This window comes from Acinetobacter calcoaceticus DSM 30006 = CIP 81.8 (genome assembly GCF_000368965.1).
Lineage (GTDB): Bacteria > Pseudomonadota > Gammaproteobacteria > Pseudomonadales > Moraxellaceae > Acinetobacter > Acinetobacter calcoaceticus.
Genome location: NZ_KB849780.1, coordinates 2480082 through 2502429, shown reverse-complemented (window position 1 = coordinate 2502429; position 22348 = coordinate 2480082). Strand labels below are relative to the sequence as shown.

Below are 22348 nucleotides of genomic sequence, written 5' to 3'. Positions count from 1 at the left end.
TCAATAAAATGAATACAGAAAATCACTTAATGATTGAGCAGCAAGGTAAGTTGGGCATTATTACTCTAGACCGTGTGACTCATCTCAATGCATTGTCACTAGATATGATTGAAGGTATTGGTGCCCAATTGGAACTGTGGCGAAATGATGTTGCTGTTCAGGCAGTATTAATTAAGTCAAATAGTCCAAAGGCTTTCTGTGCAGGTGGAGATATTCGCTATCTTTACGACAGTTATAAAAATGGCACGGCTGACTATAAAGGCTATTTTAGTGCCGAATATAAAATGCTGACCACGCTGCGTGAATATGAAAAGCCAGTCAGCGTTGTGCTTGATGGCTATGTGTTAGGTGGTGGTTTTGGTTTAGCTCAGGCTTGTCATATTGTCGTGAGCAGTGAAAAGTCTAGATTTGCCATGCCTGAAACTGCCATTGGTTTTTTCCCAGACGTTGGAGCAACACACTTCCTGTCTCGACTTGATGATATCGGCGTTTATATGGCAATTACGGGTGAGCAGATCAGCAGTAGCGATGCACTCTATCTCGATTTAATTGACTACCATGTGCCAAGCGAGCAGTTACAAGCATTGCAAGAAGCACTTGTTGATACGCCAAGTTTAAGTAAAGAAGGAATTGAGCAGATCATTACTCGATTTATTACTCGTCCTGCCGAAAGTGAATTAAAACAATTGGCGGAAGGTATTCGTAAACATTTCGGTTTTCAGCATTTAGATGAAATTGAACAAAGTCTTGAAAATGAAAAAGATGAAAGCTTAAAAACTTGGACTAGCAAGATGCTCAGCATTTTGCAGCAACGTTCATTTATTGCCAAACAAACGAGTTTGAAGCTGCAACATTTAGGCCGTGGGCTTTCTTTGCCGCAATGTATGCAACTTGAGCGTGATTTACAGGATATCTGGTTTGAGCATGGTGACTTTATTGAGGGCGTTCGTGCACTCATTGTCGATAAAGATAAACAACCACAGTGGCAAGAACGTAATCCGGAGCTAGAGCAAATTTTAGAAAAGCTAAGCTAAGCCCGCATTACAACAATATAAAAAGCTTAAGGAGATAAAGCGAGACCTGAAAATGCTTATGGTCAGGGCTGGTCATAAGCATAAAAAAGACAAAACAAGAAAATCCAAGAAAGGAAATTGCGATGCAAACAATACAAGGAAACGGTTCACATTCTAAAAAGTCGTCACATCGATTAGCAGGTATCTCTAGCATGGTCGGTACTACCATTGAGTGGTATGACTTCTTTATTTATGGCGCAGCAGCAGCTCTCATCTTTAATAAATTATTTTTCCCAAATCTGGATGCACTTACAGGTGTACTTGCTGCATTTGCAACTTATGCCGTTGGGTTTATTGGGCGACCACTAGGTGGTTTAGTCTTTGGTCATTTTGGTGACAAAATTGGTCGTAAGTCAATGTTGTTACTAACGCTAATGTTAATGGGGATTCCGACGGTTCTCATTGGCTTATTACCGACTTACGAGTCAATTGGTTACTGGGCTGCAATCGGTTTGGTCATCTTGAGATTTATTCAAGGTATGGCAATGGGCGGTGAATGGGGTGGTGCTGTGCTCATGGCCGTTGAACATGCACCCGAAGGCGGTAAGGGTTTTTGGGGAAGTTTGCCTCAAGCCAGTACGGGCGGTGGCTTAATGTTAGCCTCAATTGCTCTAGGACTGGTGTCGTTATTACCTGAAGAAGCATTGTTTAGTTGGGGTTGGCGTTTACCATTTCTTGCCAGCATTATTTTACTGGCAGTAGGCTGGTACATTCGAGTGAAAGTACCAGAGTCACCAGATTTTGAAAAAGTAAAACAGCAGTCCGAAGAAGTTAAAGTCCCTGCCTTACAAGTTTTTAAAAATCATCCGAAGCAGCTCATCACGATTATTTTGGCGCGTGCTGCCGAGAATGCATGGTTCTATATTGCTTCAACCTTTACGTTGGCTTACACCACTGCTCAACTTGGGATTCCACGTCAGGACATTTTATTTGCCACCATTTGCGGTGCTGTGGTCATTCTATTTATGACGCCGTTATGTGGACATTTGTCAGATAAAGTAGGTCAACGCAATATGTTTATGTTTGGGTTATGCGTATTGGCACTTTATTGCTATCCATTCTTTACCATGCTCAACACAAAAGATCCTGTATTGGTCTGGACGGCAATTGTTTTAGCGATTGGTGTGGTTTTCCCGATTATGTATGCACCACAAGCTCAGCTTTTTGCACGTCAATTTCCGGCAGAAATTCGTTATAGCGGAATCTCAATTTCGGTACAGCTAGCTGGAGTGCTTGGTGGTGGTTTAGCACCGCTAATTGCGACGAAACTTTTAAGTATCGGGCAGGGTAACCCTTACTTAATTATGATTTATATTGGTTCTATGGCAGTGGTTGCGATTATATCGACTTCATTTATGCCACGTGATTGGCAGACTAAAACTGATGAGGCTTATCATAAGAAATCAGAATTAAATTTGAAAACCAAAATTACTGAGCAGTCTTAATATTAAGTTTGAATCTTCAAATAAAGAAAAGCCCTAATCTTTTGACTAGGGCTTTTGAAATTTAATGAGTGAAACGAGATTCCGGCTTAAGACCTTAATCTTTGCAATGTCACCAATTTTTTAGACTTTGATTTAACCAACTACACTTCAATTAAGCACGCAAACATAGCATATCCGTCGATAACCATTGGCGGACCTGCACGATGAGCACGAAAACCCGCAGCACGTAATAATCGCTCTACACCAAGAGGTGAGGTCGTAATGAGTTGTTTTGCGCCTTGTTCTCTTGCAAATTTAATCGCTTCTTGCAGAATTGCAATAGAGACAGGAGATGACACTGCTTGACTAGCAGAGGAAGGTGGATTCGAGAAATCTACCGCTGAAAATCTTGATAACTCCCAAATTTCTGGCGAGCAAGGAATAGGCATTCCATTCATTAATTGAGGAAATACTTCACCGAGTAAATAGGGTTGAGTGGTGGGAAGAAGTCTGGCACAGCCAATAATATTAGATTCTCTATCTTGAGCAACGACATAAGCTGTATCGACCTTATCAAATTGGTCTAGTTCTTCATTATTTGGACAGTTTAATTCCCAACCCAAATGTTCAACAAATACCCTGTAGCGGTAACTTTTAAATTTGGTATATAGGCCTTCTGAAAAATTGTTTTGGAATCCAACAATAACATTCATTACAAGTGCTTCCACTTATTTTTCAGGCGACTTTACTTGACAGCTGGAAAGGTGGTAACTGTAAGAATTAACAGGTTTCTAAGAGAAATTTGGACTTAATTTAGTCTTTGTTTGCGTTGTATTAATTTGAGCATAAATGAACTGTTCCCAAAACAAAGTATCTATTTTTTTTTCGATTAATGTTTCAGTAACATCACATCCAATATCTGTACCAGATACATCAACAATCATGATATTGCTTCGAGGTAGTCCAATTCGCTTTAAGCTAGCAATTCCATTGTTCTCAATAAATTCCCAGTCCCATCCGGTACTTAAAGCTGGGCTCCGTGATGTTGCCCATTCAGTAAACCCATAATATAGAATTTGAGAATCTTCAATTTGTGTAGTTTCAACAATAGATAGGAGGTGCTGGAGGGGATAATTCATAAGCTGGTTTTCATTCATCCGAATAAAACCATCTGTTGAGATTGAGAAATCAGGGGGGATTGTGACCATGCTACCTGTTCAAGTGACTTGAATTACAGTTCTATAGATAAATAACATAAATTATTGCCAACAAAATACTGTTAGTTTTTACAGGTTAGCCGTAATCTGGTGGTATACAACGTTAAGTTGTTCTTTAGAAAGTACTTCGGGCAGCGAGTTTTACTTATGCAGAAATTGAGCTATCTATAGCTTCGATATGAGAGTTGCTTGTTGCAAGATTATCAATAGTTTGAGTTTTTTATATGTATTGTAGATAATATCTATCCTATTATTAAAATAATATTTTCGAGATCATTATAATTATTCTACGCTATCGCCAGATAATAAATAGAAAACTTATACGGAGTGTATTGTTAGTAGAAGTTATTATTTAGTTAAATTAATAGAAACATACAAATAAGGATAAATAATAGACTTCTTTTGAAAGTAAAAAATACTCATTTTTGGAATAAAATGCGTTCTTTATATTTGAGACTTTCAAGCATAATTCACAGATGCAATATAACAACCTTAAAAAGCTTTCTGAAACTAGTTTATCCGAAGAATTTACCACCCTCTCAGGCTCAAAAATGTTGTTAATTGGATTGTGAATTCACTATATGCAACTAAAAAAATGATTTATGAATAAGGTCTAATGAGAGTAAATGGAAAATTGGCAAGAGGATTTACTATCAGCATCTCTGATGGTAAAAAATGAATATCAGCTATTTGAGGTCGTCAAATCTACAGCTTTAAAGCTCGGATTTGATTATTGTGCTTATGGAATGCAGGCACCCTTATCTATTGCTGAACCAAAAACAATTATGTTGAATAATTATCCCGAAGCATGGCAGAAGCGTTATGTTAAACAGCAATATGTGGTGGTAGATCCAACCGTACAGCATTGTATGCTGTCACTTCAACCTCTTGTCTGGTCGAGCCAATCTGCGAACACACAATCTCAAAAAGATTTTTGGGAGGAGGCGCGTTCTTATGGTTTAAATGTCGGTTGGGCACAATCAAGCCGTGACTTTATTGGTACAAGGGGAATGTTAACACTAGCAAGATCCACTGACCAATTATCAGAAAAAGAACAGAAAGCTCAATATACCAATATGTTTTGGTTGTCTCAGACAGTGCATTCCAGCATTGCTAAAATTGTGAATGATGCAGAATTTGCTCAGTTTAATCTTTATTTAACGAACCGGGAAAAAGAGGTTCTACGTTGGACTGCGGAAGGTAAAACGTCAGCAGAGATTGCTCAGATTCTCGGGGTGGCTGAAAGAACCATAAATTTTCATCTTGGAAATTCAATGCAGAAGCTAAATGTGAATAATAAAATTTCAGCAGCTATTCGGGCTGTGATGTTGGGGATTTTATAGAGGTAGATATATATAAAATAGAGAAATTTAATATTGGATTTTAATAAAATAAATTATTATTAGATGTATATTTAAAATAAAATAAATTATTTAAAAAGTATTTTTTAATTTAATAGAATTTTAATTAAAATGGATTTTTTGTGGAGAAGAACTATTTACTTTGGAATTTATATTTTAAATTTGAATTAATGGGATGCTTTTATTGTTCTAACATTAATAGTAAATAATTTTTTTGATTAATGTTCTTGCTATAAAATTGAGTGTTCATGTTTTATGCGTCATTGGTAGATGAAACGTATTGATTTATAGGTTTATATATTGGTCACAATACTGTACATAATTTTAAGCTATTCAAATGCAATTTAAGGCAGATTTATCCTTGTAGATAAAGGCTCTTAGGGGATTTTGCCTGAATCTTTTATTGCCCTTTAAAAGAGAAAGCACACAGTAAATTAGATCTTAAATACAAGATCTACAATCAAGAGAACAATAAAATAAGAATATGGACTGGTTGTAACTTGGCAGGCTAGAAACCTTGTTAAATATTATTGAAATAGATATGAAAGATTGAATTTGAGTTTTAATTTAATTTCCAGATTTCACAAAATTGACTGAATAAAAATAATTTATGAAAGAGATCTAGTGTCTTAATTTTCAATAAATATAGGCCAACCTGTAAACCCTTACAGGTGTAATAAAAAACACTCGCACATAAAATATAATGTGAATTTATATTTTAAACAAAAAAAGTATATTCATTTTTTATTAAAAGCCCCAGCTAGACATGTAATTTCTGAATTAGCGAGTTTTAAGGGTGAATTATAAATAATTGGAGTTAAGTTATGGCTGTAATGGGTACGGATAATATCATTGCAACTTTGGAATCCCACGCAAATTTAAATGGAGGCAAGATTGCTTTTGAATATTTGGGACGACAATCTGGTGGTATTCAATCTCTGACGTATGCAGATCTGAACGAGCGGGTTCAATATCAAGCTCAAATATTATTGAACCTTGTAGACAGTGGTGATCGTGCTGTATTGCTGTTCGAGCCTGGACTGGACTTTATCGTATCGTTCTTTGCTTGTCTGAAAGCTAAAATTATCGCAGTACCTGTCAGCTTGCCTTTTAATCGCAACGGTTTTTCTAATATTTTGAATATTATGAATGACTGTGAGCCAAAGATCGTACTCACAACTCAGAAGATTCTTGAGCTATCAGGTCTGATCACATTAAAAGCTCAAAATGAAAATTTAATATTGCATGCCGTTGACGCCCAATTGCAACGTGACTTGGTGGAAAAGGATTTTCCACATATTGCTGAAGATGATATCTGCTTCCTTCAATACACTTCAGGGTCAACTGGTTGGCCTAAAGGGGTAATCGTCACCCATAAAAACATCATGGCAAATGAAGTCATGATTGCTGAAGCTTTTGGTACACAAGCCGATGATATCGGTCTTACATGGTTACCTGTCTATCACGATATGGGATTGATCGGCTCGGTTTTACAGACCGTGTATGTAGGTCTGACTTGCTATGTGATGTCACCGCTGGATTTTATCCGTAAACCTCTTAAATGGCTGCAATTCATCAGCGAAAAAGGGGTCACGATTAGTGGTGGGCCAAACTTTGCCTATGAATTGTGCTTACACCGCATCTCGGACGAAGAGGCTGCATCGCTTGATCTGAGCCGTGTGCGTGTGCTGTTTAACGGTGCCGAGCCGATCAAGGCCAACGTCATGCAGCGTTTCATGGAGAAGTTCAATACTCAGTCGCAATTGAGACTAGATACTTTCTTGCCATGCTATGGCTTGGCAGAAGTTACGCTCTTAGTCAGTGGTGTGACTGGTCCTCTCAATGCTATTTCAATCGATCGTGAAAAGTTGAATGCCAATTTGGTGCAGATCAGCCAAGATCAGACAGCTGTGCAAGTGGTGAGCTGTGGCAAGATCTCAGCACACATTGATTGCCGTATTGTCAATCCGCATACCCGCAAAGAGGTGGGGGCTGATGAAGTCGGTGAAATCTGGTTAGCAGGTGAGAGTGTCACTGCGGGTTACTGGCAGAAGCCGGAGGTCAATCAGGAAACCTTTGCTGCAACCATCCTCGATAAAGCAGGTAAGCCTAGTCAAGTGCATTACTTAAGAACTGGTGATATGGGCTTTATCAAAAACGGCGACCTATATGTGACTGGTCGCCTTAAGGATGTGATCATCATCCGTGGCAAAAACTATTACCCGCAAGATATCGAGTGCTCCGTCGAAGTGGCGCATCCTGCTGTCCGTAAAGGCTGTGTCGCAGCAGTGAATTTCGGTAATTCTGACGGTGTTACGGTTGTGCTTGAGATCAAGAAGAAGTCGATAGACAAGGCACTTAATTTTGAAACCATCAGAACTCAGGTTAAAGAGCAAGTGGCGGCTGATATCGGCTTGCCTGTAGAAGGTGTTTATTTGCTGCATCAAGGTCGGATAAACAAGACGACTAGCGGCAAAATCAGAAGAAGAAAAATTAAAGAGCAAATCGAGCGCGGTCAACTGATCTGTTTAACCCATCCAAACCGTAGAACAGTGATTGCTCGAAACTATGTCAAGAACGGCTTAGAAGTCATCCGTGATCGTGAGCAGCGGGGGCAGATGATTCGTTATAGCTCCAATCTACTTAACTCAATGATCAAAGAACGAGAAGTGCGCGCGCTCATTTTTAATCGACTCAAAAGTGCTTTGTTTTAATCCTTACCCTTTAATCATTTGAGCAAAAAACTCATGTCACTTACGTCCAATTTGCGGCAGTTTCAATCTGCTGCTCGTCTGGAGCAAATTTTAGGCTCCGTACATGATACTAATAATGATTTTTCTTGGTCCGCGGCCATCGAGCGTGATGAGAAGGAGCAGTACCCTCAGCGTGCTGTTGACTTTCTGAATGCTGTGGGCATGAACCGTTTTTATGTACCTTCAGAGCTTGGAGGTCGCATGGAAATTGGTGAAGAGTTGCTATATCTGCATCGCGTACTTGCACGACGTGATCTAACAATCAATTCGACCTATAGCACTAATGCTTGGTCTGTGATCGTATGGATCGGCGGTAATCCTAATCAATGCGAAAACATCGCTAGTCGGATTTTGAGTGGTGCTGCACCAGCGCTTGCTTATAGCGAGAAAGCGCATGGAGCCGATCTGTTATCCAGTGAAGTAACTGCACAAGCTTCCGAGAGCAAGTATGTCTTAAATGGCGAAAAGTGGTCGATCAATCGTGCGACTCTAGGTGACTCTTTAAGTCTGATTGCTAAAACATCAGATGATCGTGGACCCCGTAGCCTGAGTGCATTCTGGCTTGATAAGCGTCACATGGCTTCTAAAGGAACCTATAGCTTGAACCGCTTGCCGACGGTGGGTATGCGTGGGCTAGATATTAGCGGTATTGGCTTTAACAATGCTGAAATTCACAAAGATACCCTGATCGGTGAAGAAGGTCAGGGATTGGAACTTGGACTCAAGACGCTACAGGTGACGCGTGCATATTGCAGCAGCTTCTCTCTGGGTGCGGGCGATACGATGCTGCGCATCGCGACCGAGTTTGCTATCGAACGCGAGTTGTATAACAAAAAAGTAATAAGCATTCCGCTAGTACGTGAGCAACTTGCTACAGCCTATGCCTATCTGTTAGCAGCTGAGGTGTTATCACTCGTTGGCGCGCGTGGGCTACACGTCTGTATCAATCAGTTCAGCACATGGTCACCGATCATTAAGGTACTGGTACCTGAGTATGTAGAGTCACTGGCCAAAATTACTTCCTCAGTGCTTGGGTCGCGTTTTTTCTTAAGAAATGCATATGCTGATGGAATGTACCAGAAAGCTTTCAGAGATCATCTGATCGTTAGTGTATTTGACGGCAGTAGCACCGTCTGTCTAGACAGCCTGAGTTTTCAGCTCAAATCTGCCAATAAAGGACGTAGCAAAAAAGCCGACCATCTCGACCAAGCCGAAGCTAAAGCACGTTATCGCCAGTTGTATGACTTGCAGGTGGAAAACGACGCTATTGATTTCCGCGAGCTTGAGATTTTCAACCGAGATGGTGACTTGGTGATGGAGTCACTGGGAACGATCATCGAGATGCTCAACGATGCTGACGTTACAGTGGGGCTGGCTGCTGAGACCCTGTCCACGCTACGTGAGCGTGCTGATCAGCTTCTTATCGAGCAGCGCACGCTAGATCAAAAAATTCAAGATTATTTCTCAAGTTCAGAAGCGGCTAAAGAGTTCGAAACATTACGTTTCAGCTTAGCCCGCGACTATGCCGAGCTGTTTGCTCGCATTGCTGTGCTGGGTTTCTGGGTCTTTAACCGTCGTGGCCTAAGACCTGCTTTGCAGGATGGTGCATGGCTGATCATTTTCCTAAATGCTGCTGAAGGGCAGACGTCCCCTCCAATGACATCACTGCGTGAAAGCACATTGGCAGATCTGCTAGACCGAATTTCAAACAACCATATGTTATCTGTCATCGATTTTGCACTGGCACCGCGTGATGCCAAACCGGTTAAAGAGGATATTACCCCATGAATAAAGATAAAGCTTACTGGAGCGAAATCATTCGCACGCTAGTAGCCAAAGAAATGCGCGTAGAGCCCCAGACTCTTGATCCACAGAAAAAATTTACCAGTTACGGTCTTGATTCGATCGTCGCTTTGTCGGTGTCTGGGGATCTAGAGGATCTGACACAACTGGAACTTGAGCCGACACTACTATGGGATTACCCAACAATTAATGCGTTGGCTGAATATATCGTTTCTCAGTTGGAGCAGGGAGTTGCTTCGTGAACAACCTTGTACGACTGGAACCTGCAATTCTATCGCGCCATGCGATTTCTGCAGAACAGCTCGGCATCTGGTATATCCAGCGGCTTGAGTCGACTTGCAGTGCCTACAATATGGTGGTGGCCTTTGATGTGAAGGTTAACCAACCATTAGGCAACAAGCCGATGGAGATTCTAGAGGCGGTAATGCATGATTATCCGCTGCTGCGTGTAAGCATGCCTGCCAATGATCAGGGTATTGAGCAACTTATCTGGGATCGTATCTATCCTAATATTATCGTGTCGGATGCCCGCCATGTCGATGCATCTGATTTGACGCAATTAGTCGAGCAGGATACGAAGCAGCCCTTTGATCTGACCCAGCCACCGCTGTGGCGTATTCATTGCTATGAGCGCGGTCAAAATCACTATGTGATTGCGGTTGTGATTCATCATGCCTTAATGGATTTCTGGTCGATTGGTCTCTTGTTGCGTGATGTTTGCAAACGTTTTGGACTAGTTACAGAGTCGGATACAGTGAACGGAATCGAGTTTGCACAGTATGCAGATAAGCAGCAGAGTACTGTGACCGATGATGCTGATGAGAGTCTACTCTTCTGGAAAAATGCGTTGCAACATGCACCACACGTGCATAGCATTCCGCTTGATTATCCACGTCCAGCTGTGCAGCAACATAAAGGCAGCTCACTGGTTTTCCGTGTGCCTGAGTCAGTGTCGTCTGGTCTTGTGAACTTGGCGAAAGATTATGAGATCACGCTGTTTGGACTCGTACTATCTGGCTTTTATATCCTGCTACATAAACTATCGAATGAAAATGATCTCGTTATTGCCACACCAGTAGCTGGTCGACTTGAACGTTCTCTGCGCAATGCACTGGGACAGTTTGTCAATACGATTGCTATTCACATGGACATTGATGCTGATCAGCCTTTACGTCAGTTTACACAGCAAGTGCAGGAACAATTAAGACAAAGTCTCAAGCATCAAAAAGTTGCCTTTTCCAGAGTGGTTGAGGCTGTTTCACCAAAGCGTGATGGCAGTATTAATCCATTGGCGCAGGTGGGAATGTTCTGGGAACGTCTAGGCGGCATGGATGAGTTTAAAGAACTACTCTTGCCAATCCAGACCCCAGCGACTTTGGTTGGTCAAGACCTGACGTTAGGAAGTTTTCCGGTTCGCCAGCAAGAAGGTCAATTGGATCTTACGCTGGAAATGGGCGGTGAATATCAAGGCGAACTCGTTGGCGTATTGAAATACAACTCCGAGCTATTTTCTGCACAATCTGCCGATAATATGGTGCAACTGCTGCAAGCTGTACTATCAGAAATGGTGGCTCATCCTGAGCGTAAGATCGTTGAGTTAGATATCGCACCTGATTATAAGGATGGTATCCAGTTCGATGCCCTACGTGGACAGGCTACTGATTATCCTCAACATGATCTATTGGGAATGATTCTAAAGCAGATCGATGAGCGTGGTGATCATCATGCTCTGACCTCGAAGGATCATGCGGTTAGCTATCGTGAGTTAGGTCAACATATCGCTGGTATTGCTGAATATTTGCGTGTACATGGCGTTACTCGTGGCGATCGTGTAGGTCTGATGCTAGACCGCACGGCATTATTACCAGCAGCAATCCTCGGGATCTGGGCGGCAGGGGCAGCCTATGTACCACTAGATCCTAATTTCCCAAGTGAACGTCTACATAACATCATCGAAGATGCTGAACCTAAAGTCATCTTGACTCAAACCGAGTTGATGGATGCACTCACAGTTTCTGTACCGCGTTTGGATATCAATCAAGCTGGTGTTGTACCCCTTGAGCAAGTACGCGAGACGCTTGCTTTTGGTGAGACCGCTTATGTGATGTACACCTCAGGCTCGACAGGGAAGCCTAAAGGCGTGCGTATTGGGCATCCTTCAATAATCAATTTCTTGCTATCCATGAATGATAGATTGCAAGTAACGACTGAGACTCAGTTGTTAGCAATCACCACTTATGCGTTTGATATTTCAATTCTTGAGTTACTCATTCCGCTGATGTACGGCGGTGTGGTGCATGTTTGCCCACGAGAGGTATCACAAGATGGCAATCAATTGGTAGATTATCTAAATGCTAAGTCTATCAATATCTTGCAGGCAACGCCGGCTTCTTGGAAGATGCTTTTAGATAGTGAGTGGATTGGCAATGCGGGGTTGACTGCACTTTGTGGAGGCGAAGCGCTAGATACTATTCTGGCAGAAAAACTGCTGGGTAAAGTTGGCTGTCTCTGGAATGTTTATGGCCCGACCGAAACTACGGTATGGTCAAGTGCGGCTCGTATCACTGATGCAAAATTTATTGATTTAGGCGAACCACTGGCGAACACCCAGCTTTATGTCCTTGATGAACAGCAGCGTTTAGTCCCGCCAGGCGTTATGGGAGAGCTTTGGATTGGAGGTGATGGTCTGGCAGTCGATTACTGGCATCGACCTGAACTGACAGATGCGCAATTTAGAACTTTGTCATCTCTACCAAATGCCGGTCGACTCTACCGAACAGGGGATAAAGTCTGTCTGCGTACAGATGGACGCTTGACTCATCATGGACGTCTAGACTTTCAAGTCAAGATCCGTGGATTCCGTATCGAACTAGGTGAAATCGAGAATGTTCTCAAACAGATCGACGGTATCACAGATGCAGTAGTGCTGGTTAAGACCACAGCTGACAACGACCAGAAACTGGTGGCGTATGTGACTGGACATGAGATTGACATTGCTAGTCTGAAAAAGACGATGCAAATCCATCTTCCAGCTTACATGGTGCCAAATACGTTTATTACATTGGACCAGTTTCCAATGACGGCTAACAATAAGCTAGATCGTAAAGCGTTTCCTGAGCCTGTGTTTGAGCAAAGTAACGATTATGTTGCGCCACGTGATCCGATTGAAATTGAACTCTGTACTACCTTTGAGCAGATTTTGTCGGTTAAACGGGTTGGTATACATGATGACTTCTTTGACTTGGGTGGACATTCGTTACTGGCTGTGAAGCTTGTTAATCACCTCAAAAAAGCATTTGGTACCGAACTATCAGTTGCTTTGCTGGCGCAATATTCCACTGTGGCGAGTCTGGGCGAGATCATTCGTGAAAATAAAGAAATTAAGCCTTCCATCGTAATTGAACTGCGCCGTGGAACTTACGAGCAACCGCTGTGGCTGTTCCATCCAATTGGTGGCAGTACCTTCTGTTATATGGAACTTTCGCGTCATCTCAATCCGAATCGTACCTTGCGCGCTATTCAGTCTCCTGGACTAATTGAAGCAGATGCAGCAGAAGTAGCAATCGAAGATATGGCGACGCTCTATATTGCTGAAATGCAAAAGACGCAGCCTGAGGGACCTTATTTCCTCGGTGGCTGGTGCTTTGGCGGTGCGATTGCATACGAGATCAGTCATCAGTTGCGTCAAATGGGGCAGCAGGTCACAGGGATTGTCATGATCGATACCCGAGCTCCAATTACAGAGAATGTGCCTGAAGATGCCGACGATGCAATGCTTTTGTCTTGGTTTGCCCGTGATCTGGCTGCGCCTTATGGCAAGAAGTTGACGATACCAGCGCAATACTTGCGTGAATTGAGTCCAGATCACATGTTTGATCATGTGCTTAAAGAAGCCAAGGCCATCAATGTTCTACCTCTAGATGCAGACCCATCAGATTTCCGACTTTACTTTGATACCTATTTGGCGAATGGCATCGCACTCCAGACCTATTTCCCAGAGCCTGAAGATTTTCCGATCCTCTTGGTTAAGGCCAAAGATGAGCTGGAAGATTTTGGCGAAAGTCTAGGCTGGGACCAACTGGTCAAAGACACGTTTACACAGGTTGATTTGCCTGGTGATCATTCATCGATTATGTACGCTGAGAATGTCGTGGCTGTTGCCCAGACAATTGATCAGATGTATCCAATTCCCGCATAAGAAATACAAGAAGGTAGAACCACTATGGTGACCATAGAACATGCTTTCCTCATACCGGCCGAGATTGACAAGGTTTTCAACTATCTTGCAAATCCGGCCAATGATGCAGGCTGGCAATTGTCGTGTAAGCATTCTGAACTGCTAGACAATACTCCGCGTGTGGGCAGTAAGTATGAAATCGGTTTTAGCTTTATTGGACGTGAGATGTCCTTTAAAGGTGAAATCACACATTTCGTACCGAACGAATTGTATGCGTTTAAAGTAGTGGAAGGACCTTTTCACTACACCGGTACTTACCGCTTCAAACCACATCCAGAAGGTACATGGATTGAATGGGTGTTTGAGGCTGAGCCAGGCAGCTTTTTTGGTGTATTGCCCCCAGCACTGCTAAAAAAGATGGTCCTCGCCCAGTTTAAGAAAGATGTTGCTAATCTTGAAGCATTGGCTCAGAAGGGTGAAGCCTATGAGTCGGTTGGTAAGCAGACGCACGAGACCAATAAACCACGCCGTAAGACTCATCAGGTGATGGAACAATATGCGCGTTGGATTCTCAAACATCGCCGTATTGTACTGACGGTGGTGATGCTCTTGACGATTGCACTGGCGTATCTCGCATCTGGCGTGAAAATTATTATTGACCCAGATGCGCTTGCGCCCAAAGGACATCCTTATATCACCTCGACCAAGCTGATAGAAAAGAAATTCGGCTCCAAGTATATGGTCGTGATTGGTATTACACCGAAGCAGGGTGATATTTATCAGCCGCAAGTGTTAGAAAAAGTCAAACGCATTACCGAAGAAGTGGATAATGCACCGGGTGTGGTTCGATCCACCTTGATGAGTCTGGCTGCACGTCAGGCCAAAGGGATCACGGCCAATTCGGATGGATTTGATGCTAAGAAACTACTGCCGAACAGTTCTGTGACCGAAAGTGATGTCGATCAGCTGAAAAAACTGTTGGCGCTGAATCCAATCTACATGAATTCGGTCGTATCTAAAGATCAGAAAACTGCTGCTATTTTGCTTGAGCTTGAGGAAAGCCCAGAGGGCTTCCAAAAGATGATGGGCCCGATCAACAAAATCGTAGCGGCTGAACAGTCTAAGGATATGACCATCAGTGTCGGCGGCAATCCTGTTTATTTGGATAAAGCTGAAGATTACTCTAAACGGATCAATATCTTGTTCCCGATTGCCATACTGGTCATTGGGTTATTGCACTTCGAAGCATTCCGCAGTAAGCAGGGTTTGATCCTTCCACTAGTTACAGCTTTACTGGCTGTGGCATGGGGTATGGGTATGATGGGTCTGTTCAAACAGCCAATGGATATTTTTAACTCTCCTACACCTATTCTGATTCTGGCCATTGCGGCAGGGCACGCCGTGCAGTTGCTCAAGCGATACTATGAAGACTTTGATCGACTGACTGCCCAAGGTATGGAACCTAAAGCTGCGAATAGTGAAGCCGTGGTGCAGTCTATGGTTCGTGTTGGTCCAGTTATGATATTGGCTGGCGGAATTGCAGCGGCTGGATTCTTCTCGCTGTTGACCTTTAATATTCCGACCATCCGTTCATTCGGTATTTTTACAGGAATCGGGATCATCAGTACGCTGATCATTGAGATGACTTTTATTCCTGTACTTCGCTCGATGCTACCACCACCTTCGGTTACCAAGGTCGCACGCAAAGGTTTGCCGATTTGGGACTGGATTCCAAAACGCATTGGCGATGTCATTTTGTCAGTTCGTCCGCGAATGATGCTAATGACTGTGATTGCAGTACTGGGTGTTTTTCTTGCTATTGGCACAAGCCGTATTGTGGTGGATAACGATAGCCGCAACTTCTTCTCGCGCGACTTACCGATGCAGCAAGACGACAGGTTTCTGAATCAGTCTCTTGGTGGCACAAACAGTCTCTACATCATGGTCGATACTAAAGTTCGTGATGGTATTGAAAACCCAGAAATCCTAAAAGCGATTGATAATACAGAAAAGTTCGCGAATTCAATTCCAGAGGTCGGTAAAACAATCTCTATCGTGGACTATATCAAGAGAATGAATCAGGCAATGAATGCTGATCAGCCACAGGCATTTCAGGTCCCTGCAACCAAAGATGTTGTTGCTCAGTATCTGCTGTTGTATTCAATGTCTGGTGAGCCGACTGATTTTGAATCTTACATTGATACGACTCAGCGCTATGCCAAGATCACGATTCTGCTGAAAACGGGTAGTAATCATCGCATCAAAGAAATTCTTGAGTCGCTAAAAACGTATATGGCGGGTCAGTTGGGCGATAAAGCTGTCGTAAGTTTTGGTGGTGATGTGACTCAGACCATTGCTTTGACTGAAACAATGGTTCACGGCAAGCTCATGAACATTCTACAGATTTCATTTGCCGTATTCTTTATCTCAGCGCTGGTCTTCCGCTCACTTTCAGCGGGACTAATTGTCCTGACACCACTTCTATTCTCGATTCTTGCGATCTTTGGTGTGATGGGCTGGCTCGACATTCCACTCAATATTCCGAACTCCCTCATCTCGGCCATGGCTGTTGGTATTGGTGCAGATTATGCCATTTACTTCCTCTATCGCTTGCGTGAAATCTTGCGCGAAGAAGGGGGCGATATCAAAGACGCTATTCGTAAAACTTTAAGTACTGCTGGTAAGGCTTCTCTTTTTGTCGCGACTGCGGTTGCTGGTGGTTACGGTGTGCTGTCCTTGTCACAAGGCTTCCACGTCCATCAATGGCTAGCGATGTTTATTGTGATTGCGATGCTTTTCAGTGTATTTGCAACCTTAATTATGGTACCTACAATGATTCTAATCTTGAAACCTCGTTTTATCTTTCCCTCAAATAAGAAGAACATTACCGTTGCACAAACTGTCGTGACAAGCCTTTTGTTGGGTACGGCGCTCACAATGTCGATGCCTAAAACATCTTATGCAGATGAAGTTCAAGATATTGTTAATCGTAGTGATGATGCTTCTAAATTTCTGAGCTCAACTGCCAGTGCCAAGTTTGTGTTGACCTCTAAAAATGGCGATCAACGTGTGCGTCTGACTAAAAACATGACCAAACTGGCTGGGAATACTCAAAATAATATGCGTTTGACCGAATTCATCTCGCCTGCAGATGTACAAGGAACCACGACACTGTTGATTGAGAACTCAAAAGGCAGTGATAGCATGTTTGTCTATTTGCCTGCATTGAAAAAAGTGCGCCGTCTTGCATCGGCGAATAAGGGTGATGCCTTTATCGGTACGGACTTTAGTTATGGTGATGTACTTGGCTATAAGTTAAGTGACTGGAAGTACACTAAACTTGCAGATGGCAAATTTAATGGTAAAGATTGCTACATGATTGAAGCAACGCCAATCAATAATACAGTGAAGAGTGACTTTGGTTATAGCAAACGTCGCATGTGCATACTCAAAGACAACTTTGTTACAGCAACCATCGACATTTGGGATACAGCAGGTAAGCCGTTAAAACATATTGAGTTCACGGATATCCGTCCTTACGGCAAAGTGAAACCAAGATGGCAGGCCATGAAATCTATGGCAAAGAATCTGCAAACTCAGCATATGACACAAGTTATCGTCAGTGATTTTGTCGCAGAAAAAACCTTATCTGATAAGATTTTCTCACCGCAGAGCCTTGAAAAATGACGCAAGGTGCCTATTGGGTATTTGCATGCTGCAGTAGCTTTATGCTACTGCAGCATGCTCATGCAGATGACAGCGAAATTAGTTTTGTGAGCCAGAACTCAGCCAGATTAGATGTTTGGTCATCGGATCGTGATCTAAGCTCGTTAAAAAACATTGGGCAAGCAAGTTTCTGGTCCAATGGTACGCTCAAGTTTAACCCTGAGTTTAAGATCCATTACGACATAAATATTGGAGACGAAACGGACCACACTGTAAACCCAGATCAGGTGAGTAAGGTGAATCGCAACTTACGTGAGTTGTACGCATCTTATAACTGGGATCAGACGGTTTATCTCGACGTTGGTCGCCAGATTGTAGTCTGGGGGAGAGCTGATGGGATTAACCCAACGGATAACCTATCGCCCCGTGACTATACGCGTCTGGTGCCAGATGAGACAGATCAACGTCTTGGAAATGATGCTCTCAAATTGACGTATATTCCTGAATCTGGAACCAATAAATGGACGGCATTGTGGTATCCGCGTAGTCGTTCAGATGTGATTCCATTGCGTCAAATTGCTGGTGTTCAGTATGACATAGACCGTAAGAGCCGTCCTGCATTTGCAATGCGCTGGGATTATTCTGTGGATGGTCTAGATGTTGGGGCATCGTATTTCTCAGGTTTGGATCACATGCCCGATCTGTCAGTTCTTTCTGCATCTCCAACAGGGGAGGCAACATTGCAGCTGAAAAATAATCCTATGTCTGTGTATGGCTTTGATTTCAGTTATAACCATAACGATCTCGTGTGGCGAGGTGAAGCTGCGTATACAAAGACAGACTCGGATGGCAGCGAAGATCTTTCACATAAGAAAAATAATTTAACTGTGGTCATGGGACCGGAATTGTCATTAAAGAACTCCACGCTGAGTTTAGTAGGCGTGTACAAACATACGGAGGACTTTAGATCTGCCGACAGCCTAACAAATCCATTATTGAGAGAAGTTTACCGTTATCAGCAAACAATCAGTGACCAATATGAGCAGGATCAGTATGGAGCTATGCTGCGCTATGCACTTAACTTGCTGAACGATAATCTAAAGCTGGAAGTAACGGGATTCTATTTTGCACCAGAACCTAATGAATTGTTGAGAGTACGTATTAATTACAGCCTCAATGATCACTGGCAGTTGAATGCAGGTGGAGATCGCTTCTGGGGTAAAAATGATACGGTGTTAGGACAATTTAGAGATAACAGTCTGGTGTATGCCCAGATTCGATATAATTTTTAAGATAATTCGCTCCAAAACAATGCTGGAGTGCCCAGTCCCTAATAAGGTGATTTATGGATAATTTAAATAACGCAAAAAAAGATAATTTTTCACGGAAGACCATATTAGTAACAGGTGCAGCTGGTTTTATTGGCAGCAGACTGATCGTTGAACTTTTACGTGAAGGTCATCAGGTGATTGCTGCGCTGCGTAATGCCGCAACCAAGAAAGATAAGCTGTTAGGTTTCATTGCAACGCAAGGGCTAGTTGATCCATCTATTTCGTTTGTTGAATATGATTTAAGCCGTGACTTTAAGCTGGACTCTCTGCTAGCGGATGCTCAGGCAAAGATCCATGTTGTCTATCATCTTGCTGCTTCATTTAATTGGGGCATTAGCAAAGCTGAAGCAGAGCGTACGAACATTAAATCAGGACTCGCTTTGATTGAATGGGCTGCAACATTGAAGCAGCTTGAGCGATTCATCTGGATTGGCGGATATCGTGTGGCTGCTCCACCGCAAGAGTCGGCTGATGAGTTGTATTGCAAACATGGTGGCTATGAGGCTTCGAAAATTTTGGGTTATCAAGCCTTCATTGAGGCCTGTAAGCGTTTAAATGTGCCATGGACTGCAATAAATCCAGCGACAGTCATTGATGGTTTTTATACTTATGGTGATATGCAGTATATAGGTGTCGCCGATATGATTGATAAGCTATATCAGGGGCGTCTGCTGGCATTGCCTGGTGGGCGTGACACATTCCTGCCGCTGTGCAATATGCAGTATATCGTGAGCTTCCTGATCCGAACGATGTCTTATCCTGAGACCATTGCTCAGGAGTATATGCTGCTCGATCCTGCGACACCGAAATTTCATAGCCTAGTTCACCTAGCTGCCGAGCACTTAGGCGTCAGCTCACCACATTTACAAGTACCCAAAGTTCTGCTCCAGAAATTACCTGAGGTATTACTTGACGGTTCTAAAGAGCAACTCTCTTTCATTTCTACTGAGCACTATCATGTTGCTGGGGCAGAGACGATGGCAGCGAAGATGGGGATTGCGGACCTGATCAATATCAGTCCTTATTTCTCTCGCTGGATTGATCGCTTGGTTCTTACACGGTTTGGTCGCAGGCAAGTACCTACACCTAGTGGTTTTGGCTATCAGAGTCGATATTGGACAGAAATTTATACTAAACAACCAGTTAAATCAGAAAAATCATCTGCATTATTTTTACATGGGATTCCATTCGATAGTGCATGCTGGTCTCCAATCGTCAATAAAATCACATACGATCAAGTCGCTATGATGGACCTGCCGGGACTTGGACGTTCAGGTAGTTATGAGATGATGGAAGATAATAACCGTCAGTTTATCGACACTGCTGCAAAGCTTTTAGCGCCAAATAGTGTTGTTATTGCGCATTCGTTAGGATGTCTTTTTGCATTGAATCTTGCAAAGAAATATCCAGATAAAGTTGCACGCCTTATCCTCATATCGCCTTATTTTGTTCAGGCGCAGGCCGCTAAAATGTTTCGGATACAAACCCTCTCTAACCTTATTTTTCGTTTTGTACCAAAAGATGTGATTGCTAAAGACTTGCATCCAGATGGGCAACAGAATCCGTCTGTTGGTTATGCGATGGATTCATTGCGTCGAGTGTCGGTAGCCAAGCATATTAGTGAGTATATGCATCGCATTAGTTTGCCGCAGCAGCGTGCAACTCAAACAGCTTTGTTAAATGAGCTTAGCTCTAAAGTTGAAATCATTGTGGGAGAAAACGACCCAATGGTTACTAGAATAAATCCTGATATCCCTGTACATATCATAGCTGGTGCAGGCCATAATCCACACGTCACACATGTAGACGCGGTTTATGACTACCTTGCGCCAGTTCTGACGAAATACATCAGCACTACAGCTTCCTAATGTCTGATAGTGCCCAAGTACAGGTTTATGTCTGCCCAGTTTTACGGGTACCACAAGACCATTTGGTATTGAGTCATTATCTCGGCTTTCTCAACGAGGCAGAAAAGCTGAGATATGATCAATATCACCCTAAAGCGGCTCGTCTTTTCTTGATTTCTCGTGTGTTAGTGAAGTCTGTGTTGGCAGATAAACTAGGTATCGCACCCTATGAGGTCAACCTCCAATTACATCCCAACGGCAAGCCTTTTGTACAAGGCAGCAAGGCTGTGTATTTTAATCTTACTCACTCAGCGGACGTTATTATCCTTGCTGTGACTGAAGACGGGGAAATAAGGGTTGATATTGAACGAGTAGATCGTGAGTTCGATTGGATGCGTGTGGATAGTGTGTTAGCACCGAGTGAAATTGAATGGATTAAGGGGAATGAGGCAACTGATCCATTCAGTGTATATCAGCGGTTTTTTCAAATTTGGACGCTAAAAGAGGCTTATATCAAATGTACTGGTGATGGAATGAGTCGTCATTTAAAGATGCTCAACTTTCATGTGTTGTCCGAACGTATACAGTTTCTCGACTCAACCAATAATGCTCAAAAGACAGAAAAGTATTATTTTGAAAGCTATATGTATGATTCCGACTTTATCTTTTCTATATGTTTACAACAAAGTCGTAGCCTAGAAAAATTTAATCTGGATTGTTTTCAATTATTACCATTTATATCTATGCATCGAATAACTCCAATGCCTTGCAAATATAACTAGATTGAATCGTTATAACTGACTATTTAAAAATGTGAATCTAGTAATGAAATACTTAGCCTTGAGCCGAGCCATGCCATTCTCAATAAAGTATGCTGTGAATAGGCAGACCGTAAAAATTATGAATCAATAAAAAGAAAAAAGCCCCAGTCTTTCGACTAGGGCTTTTTAAATTTGGAGCGGGAAACGAGACTCGAACTCGCGACCCCAACCTTGGCAAGGTTATGCTCTACCAACTGAGCTATTCCCGCATATATAAGCAGTTTTTACGAAAACTTTCTCAAAAAAAACCAATTTGGAGCGGGAAACGAGACTCGAACTCGCGACCCCAACCTTGGCAAGGTTATGCTCTACCAACTGAGCTATTCCCGCGTGCCGCTTATAATACATTAAGCGAAACATGGGTCAACAACTTTATGCAAATAATTATGCTGATTGCATAAAATAAAAACAGAAATGAGTATTTAGAAGTATTTTTATCGATAAGTTGCCGAATAAATAGACATTTTGTTTGAAGCCAAAGCGTACAAGAGCAACTTTTGTTTGTGTGCAGACAGGGTATACTAGGTTCAAATATACGAATAATCGTAAAAGGAAAAGCTATGAGCCTTGAACAACAATTGATTGAACGGTTACAGACCCTTGCACCCAGCCATTTGGAAGTCATCAATGAGTCTGCCGGACACGGTGGTTATTTCCCAGGTAAAGAATCACATTTTAAAGTGATTGTAGTGAGCGATGAATTTAATGGATTACGTTTGGTTCAACGTCATCAAAAAGTTTATGCCTTAGCTTCAGACTTAATGAATCCAGGGCAAATTCATGCTTTAGCAATTCATGCTTATTTACCAAGTGAGTGGCAAGGTCAGGCACCTGCTAGCCCAGAATGTGCACATGCACCTAAAAGCTAAGGGTTA

14 protein-coding genes and 2 tRNA genes are annotated in these 22348 nt (G+C 42.5%); 12 read left to right on the top strand and 4 right to left on the bottom strand.

Annotation, left to right across the window (positions count from 1 at the left end):
• Positions 1-8: 8 nt before the first annotated feature.
• Both F936_RS16720 and F936_RS16715 read left to right on the top strand, forming a co-directional pair.
• On the top strand, positions 9-1034 hold the full coding sequence (locus F936_RS16720) for an enoyl-CoA hydratase/isomerase family protein (protein ID WP_005049105.1): 1026 nt from the start codon (positions 9-11) through the stop codon (positions 1032-1034).
• Positions 1035-1156: 122 nt separating this feature from the next.
• Positions 1157-2518: an MFS transporter gene (locus tag F936_RS16715; protein ID WP_005049103.1), complete on the top strand. Its 1362-nt coding sequence runs from the start codon at positions 1157-1159 to the stop codon at positions 2516-2518.
• A 140-nt stretch (positions 2519-2658) separates the two neighbouring features.
• Here the strand turns inward: F936_RS16715 and abaI are convergent, their stop codons facing one another.
• Both abaI and F936_RS16705 read right to left on the bottom strand, forming a co-directional pair.
• Positions 2659-3225 (bottom strand): acyl-homoserine-lactone synthase AbaI, encoded by a 567-nt coding sequence (abaI, locus tag F936_RS16710; RefSeq protein WP_003655624.1) that lies wholly within the window; start codon positions 3223-3225, stop codon positions 2659-2661.
• Between the two features lie 63 nt (positions 3226-3288).
• Complete coding sequence (locus F936_RS16705; protein WP_005049098.1) at positions 3289-3705, bottom strand: DUF4902 domain-containing protein; 417 nt, start codon at positions 3703-3705, stop codon at positions 3289-3291.
• Between the two features lie 635 nt (positions 3706-4340).
• Between F936_RS16705 and abaR the strand changes: the two genes are divergently transcribed.
• From abaR to F936_RS16660, 9 genes are all read left to right on the top strand, one after another.
• A complete protein-coding gene (abaR, locus tag F936_RS16700) occupies positions 4341-5057 on the top strand; it encodes a LuxR family transcriptional regulator AbaR (RefSeq protein WP_005049095.1) in 717 nt (238 codons plus the stop codon).
• Positions 5058-5899: 842 nt separating this feature from the next.
• Complete coding sequence (locus F936_RS16695) at positions 5900-7789, top strand: fatty acyl-AMP ligase (protein WP_005049093.1); 1890 nt, start codon at positions 5900-5902, stop codon at positions 7787-7789.
• Between the two features lie 51 nt (positions 7790-7840).
• Entirely contained in the window at positions 7841-9616 is a 1776-nt protein-coding gene (locus F936_RS16690; RefSeq protein WP_080595499.1) for an acyl-CoA dehydrogenase family protein, read from the top strand.
• On the top strand, positions 9613-9873 hold the full coding sequence (locus tag F936_RS16685; RefSeq protein ID WP_003655615.1) for an acyl carrier protein: 261 nt from the start codon (positions 9613-9615) through the stop codon (positions 9871-9873). Before F936_RS16690 ends, F936_RS16685 begins: the two co-directional genes overlap by 4 nt.
• Entirely contained in the window at positions 9870-13829 is a 3960-nt protein-coding gene (locus F936_RS16680) for a non-ribosomal peptide synthetase (RefSeq protein ID WP_005049089.1), read from the top strand. Before F936_RS16685 ends, F936_RS16680 begins: the two co-directional genes overlap by 4 nt.
• A gap of 24 nt (positions 13830-13853) precedes the next feature.
• Complete coding sequence (locus F936_RS16675) at positions 13854-17495, top strand: outer membrane lipoprotein-sorting protein (protein WP_005049086.1); 3642 nt, start codon at positions 13854-13856, stop codon at positions 17493-17495.
• Positions 17492-18766, top strand: coding sequence for a hypothetical protein (locus F936_RS16670; RefSeq protein ID WP_005049084.1), 1275 nt, complete (start codon positions 17492-17494; stop codon positions 18764-18766). The genes F936_RS16675 and F936_RS16670 overlap by 4 nt, the downstream gene beginning before the upstream one ends.
• Before the next feature lie 53 nt (positions 18767-18819).
• A complete protein-coding gene (locus tag F936_RS16665) occupies positions 18820-20673 on the top strand; it encodes an alpha/beta fold hydrolase (protein ID WP_005049080.1) in 1854 nt (617 codons plus the stop codon).
• On the top strand, positions 20673-21434 hold the full coding sequence (locus F936_RS16660; RefSeq protein ID WP_005049078.1) for a 4'-phosphopantetheinyl transferase family protein: 762 nt from the start codon (positions 20673-20675) through the stop codon (positions 21432-21434). The genes F936_RS16665 and F936_RS16660 overlap by 1 nt, the downstream gene beginning before the upstream one ends.
• 172 nt (positions 21435-21606) lie before the next feature.
• On the opposite strand, the gene F936_RS16655 is transcribed toward F936_RS16660, so the two are convergent.
• Both F936_RS16655 and F936_RS16650 read right to left on the bottom strand, forming a co-directional pair.
• Positions 21607-21682, bottom strand: a tRNA-Gly gene (locus tag F936_RS16655).
• Between the two features lie 45 nt (positions 21683-21727).
• Positions 21728-21803 (bottom strand) — tRNA-Gly (locus F936_RS16650).
• A 230-nt stretch (positions 21804-22033) separates the two neighbouring features.
• Here F936_RS16650 and F936_RS16645 point away from each other — a divergent pair.
• The gene (locus F936_RS16645; RefSeq protein ID WP_004640501.1) at positions 22034-22342 is read left to right on the top strand and encodes a BolA family protein; all 309 of its coding nucleotides are present in this window, start codon (positions 22034-22036) and stop codon (positions 22340-22342) included.
• Positions 22343-22348 lie beyond the last annotated feature (6 nt).

What these genes read in the sequence shown, in the direction of transcription:
- F936_RS16720 (WP_005049105.1), top strand. Translation starts at nt 9, where the DNA reads ATGAATACAGAAAATCACTTAATGATTGAGCAGCAAGGTAAGTTGGGC.
- F936_RS16695 (WP_005049093.1), top strand. Translation starts at nt 5,900, where the DNA reads ATGGCTGTAATGGGTACGGATAATATCATTGCAACTTTGGAATCCCAC.
- F936_RS16665 (WP_005049080.1), top strand. Translation starts at nt 18,820, where the DNA reads ATGGATAATTTAAATAACGCAAAAAAAGATAATTTTTCACGGAAGACC.
- F936_RS16715 (WP_005049103.1), top strand. Translation starts at nt 1,157, where the DNA reads ATGCAAACAATACAAGGAAACGGTTCACATTCTAAAAAGTCGTCACAT.
- F936_RS16685 (WP_003655615.1), top strand. Translation starts at nt 9,613, where the DNA reads ATGAATAAAGATAAAGCTTACTGGAGCGAAATCATTCGCACGCTAGTA.
- F936_RS16705 (WP_005049098.1), bottom strand. Translation starts at nt 3,705, where the DNA reads ATGGTCACAATCCCCCCTGATTTCTCAATCTCAACAGATGGTTTTATT.
- F936_RS16670 (WP_005049084.1), top strand. Translation starts at nt 17,492, where the DNA reads ATGACGCAAGGTGCCTATTGGGTATTTGCATGCTGCAGTAGCTTTATG.
- F936_RS16645 (WP_004640501.1), top strand. Translation starts at nt 22,034, where the DNA reads ATGAGCCTTGAACAACAATTGATTGAACGGTTACAGACCCTTGCACCC.
- abaR (WP_005049095.1), top strand. Translation starts at nt 4,341, where the DNA reads ATGGAAAATTGGCAAGAGGATTTACTATCAGCATCTCTGATGGTAAAA.
- F936_RS16675 (WP_005049086.1), top strand. Translation starts at nt 13,854, where the DNA reads ATGGTGACCATAGAACATGCTTTCCTCATACCGGCCGAGATTGACAAG.
- F936_RS16660 (WP_005049078.1), top strand. Translation starts at nt 20,673, where the DNA reads ATGTCTGATAGTGCCCAAGTACAGGTTTATGTCTGCCCAGTTTTACGG.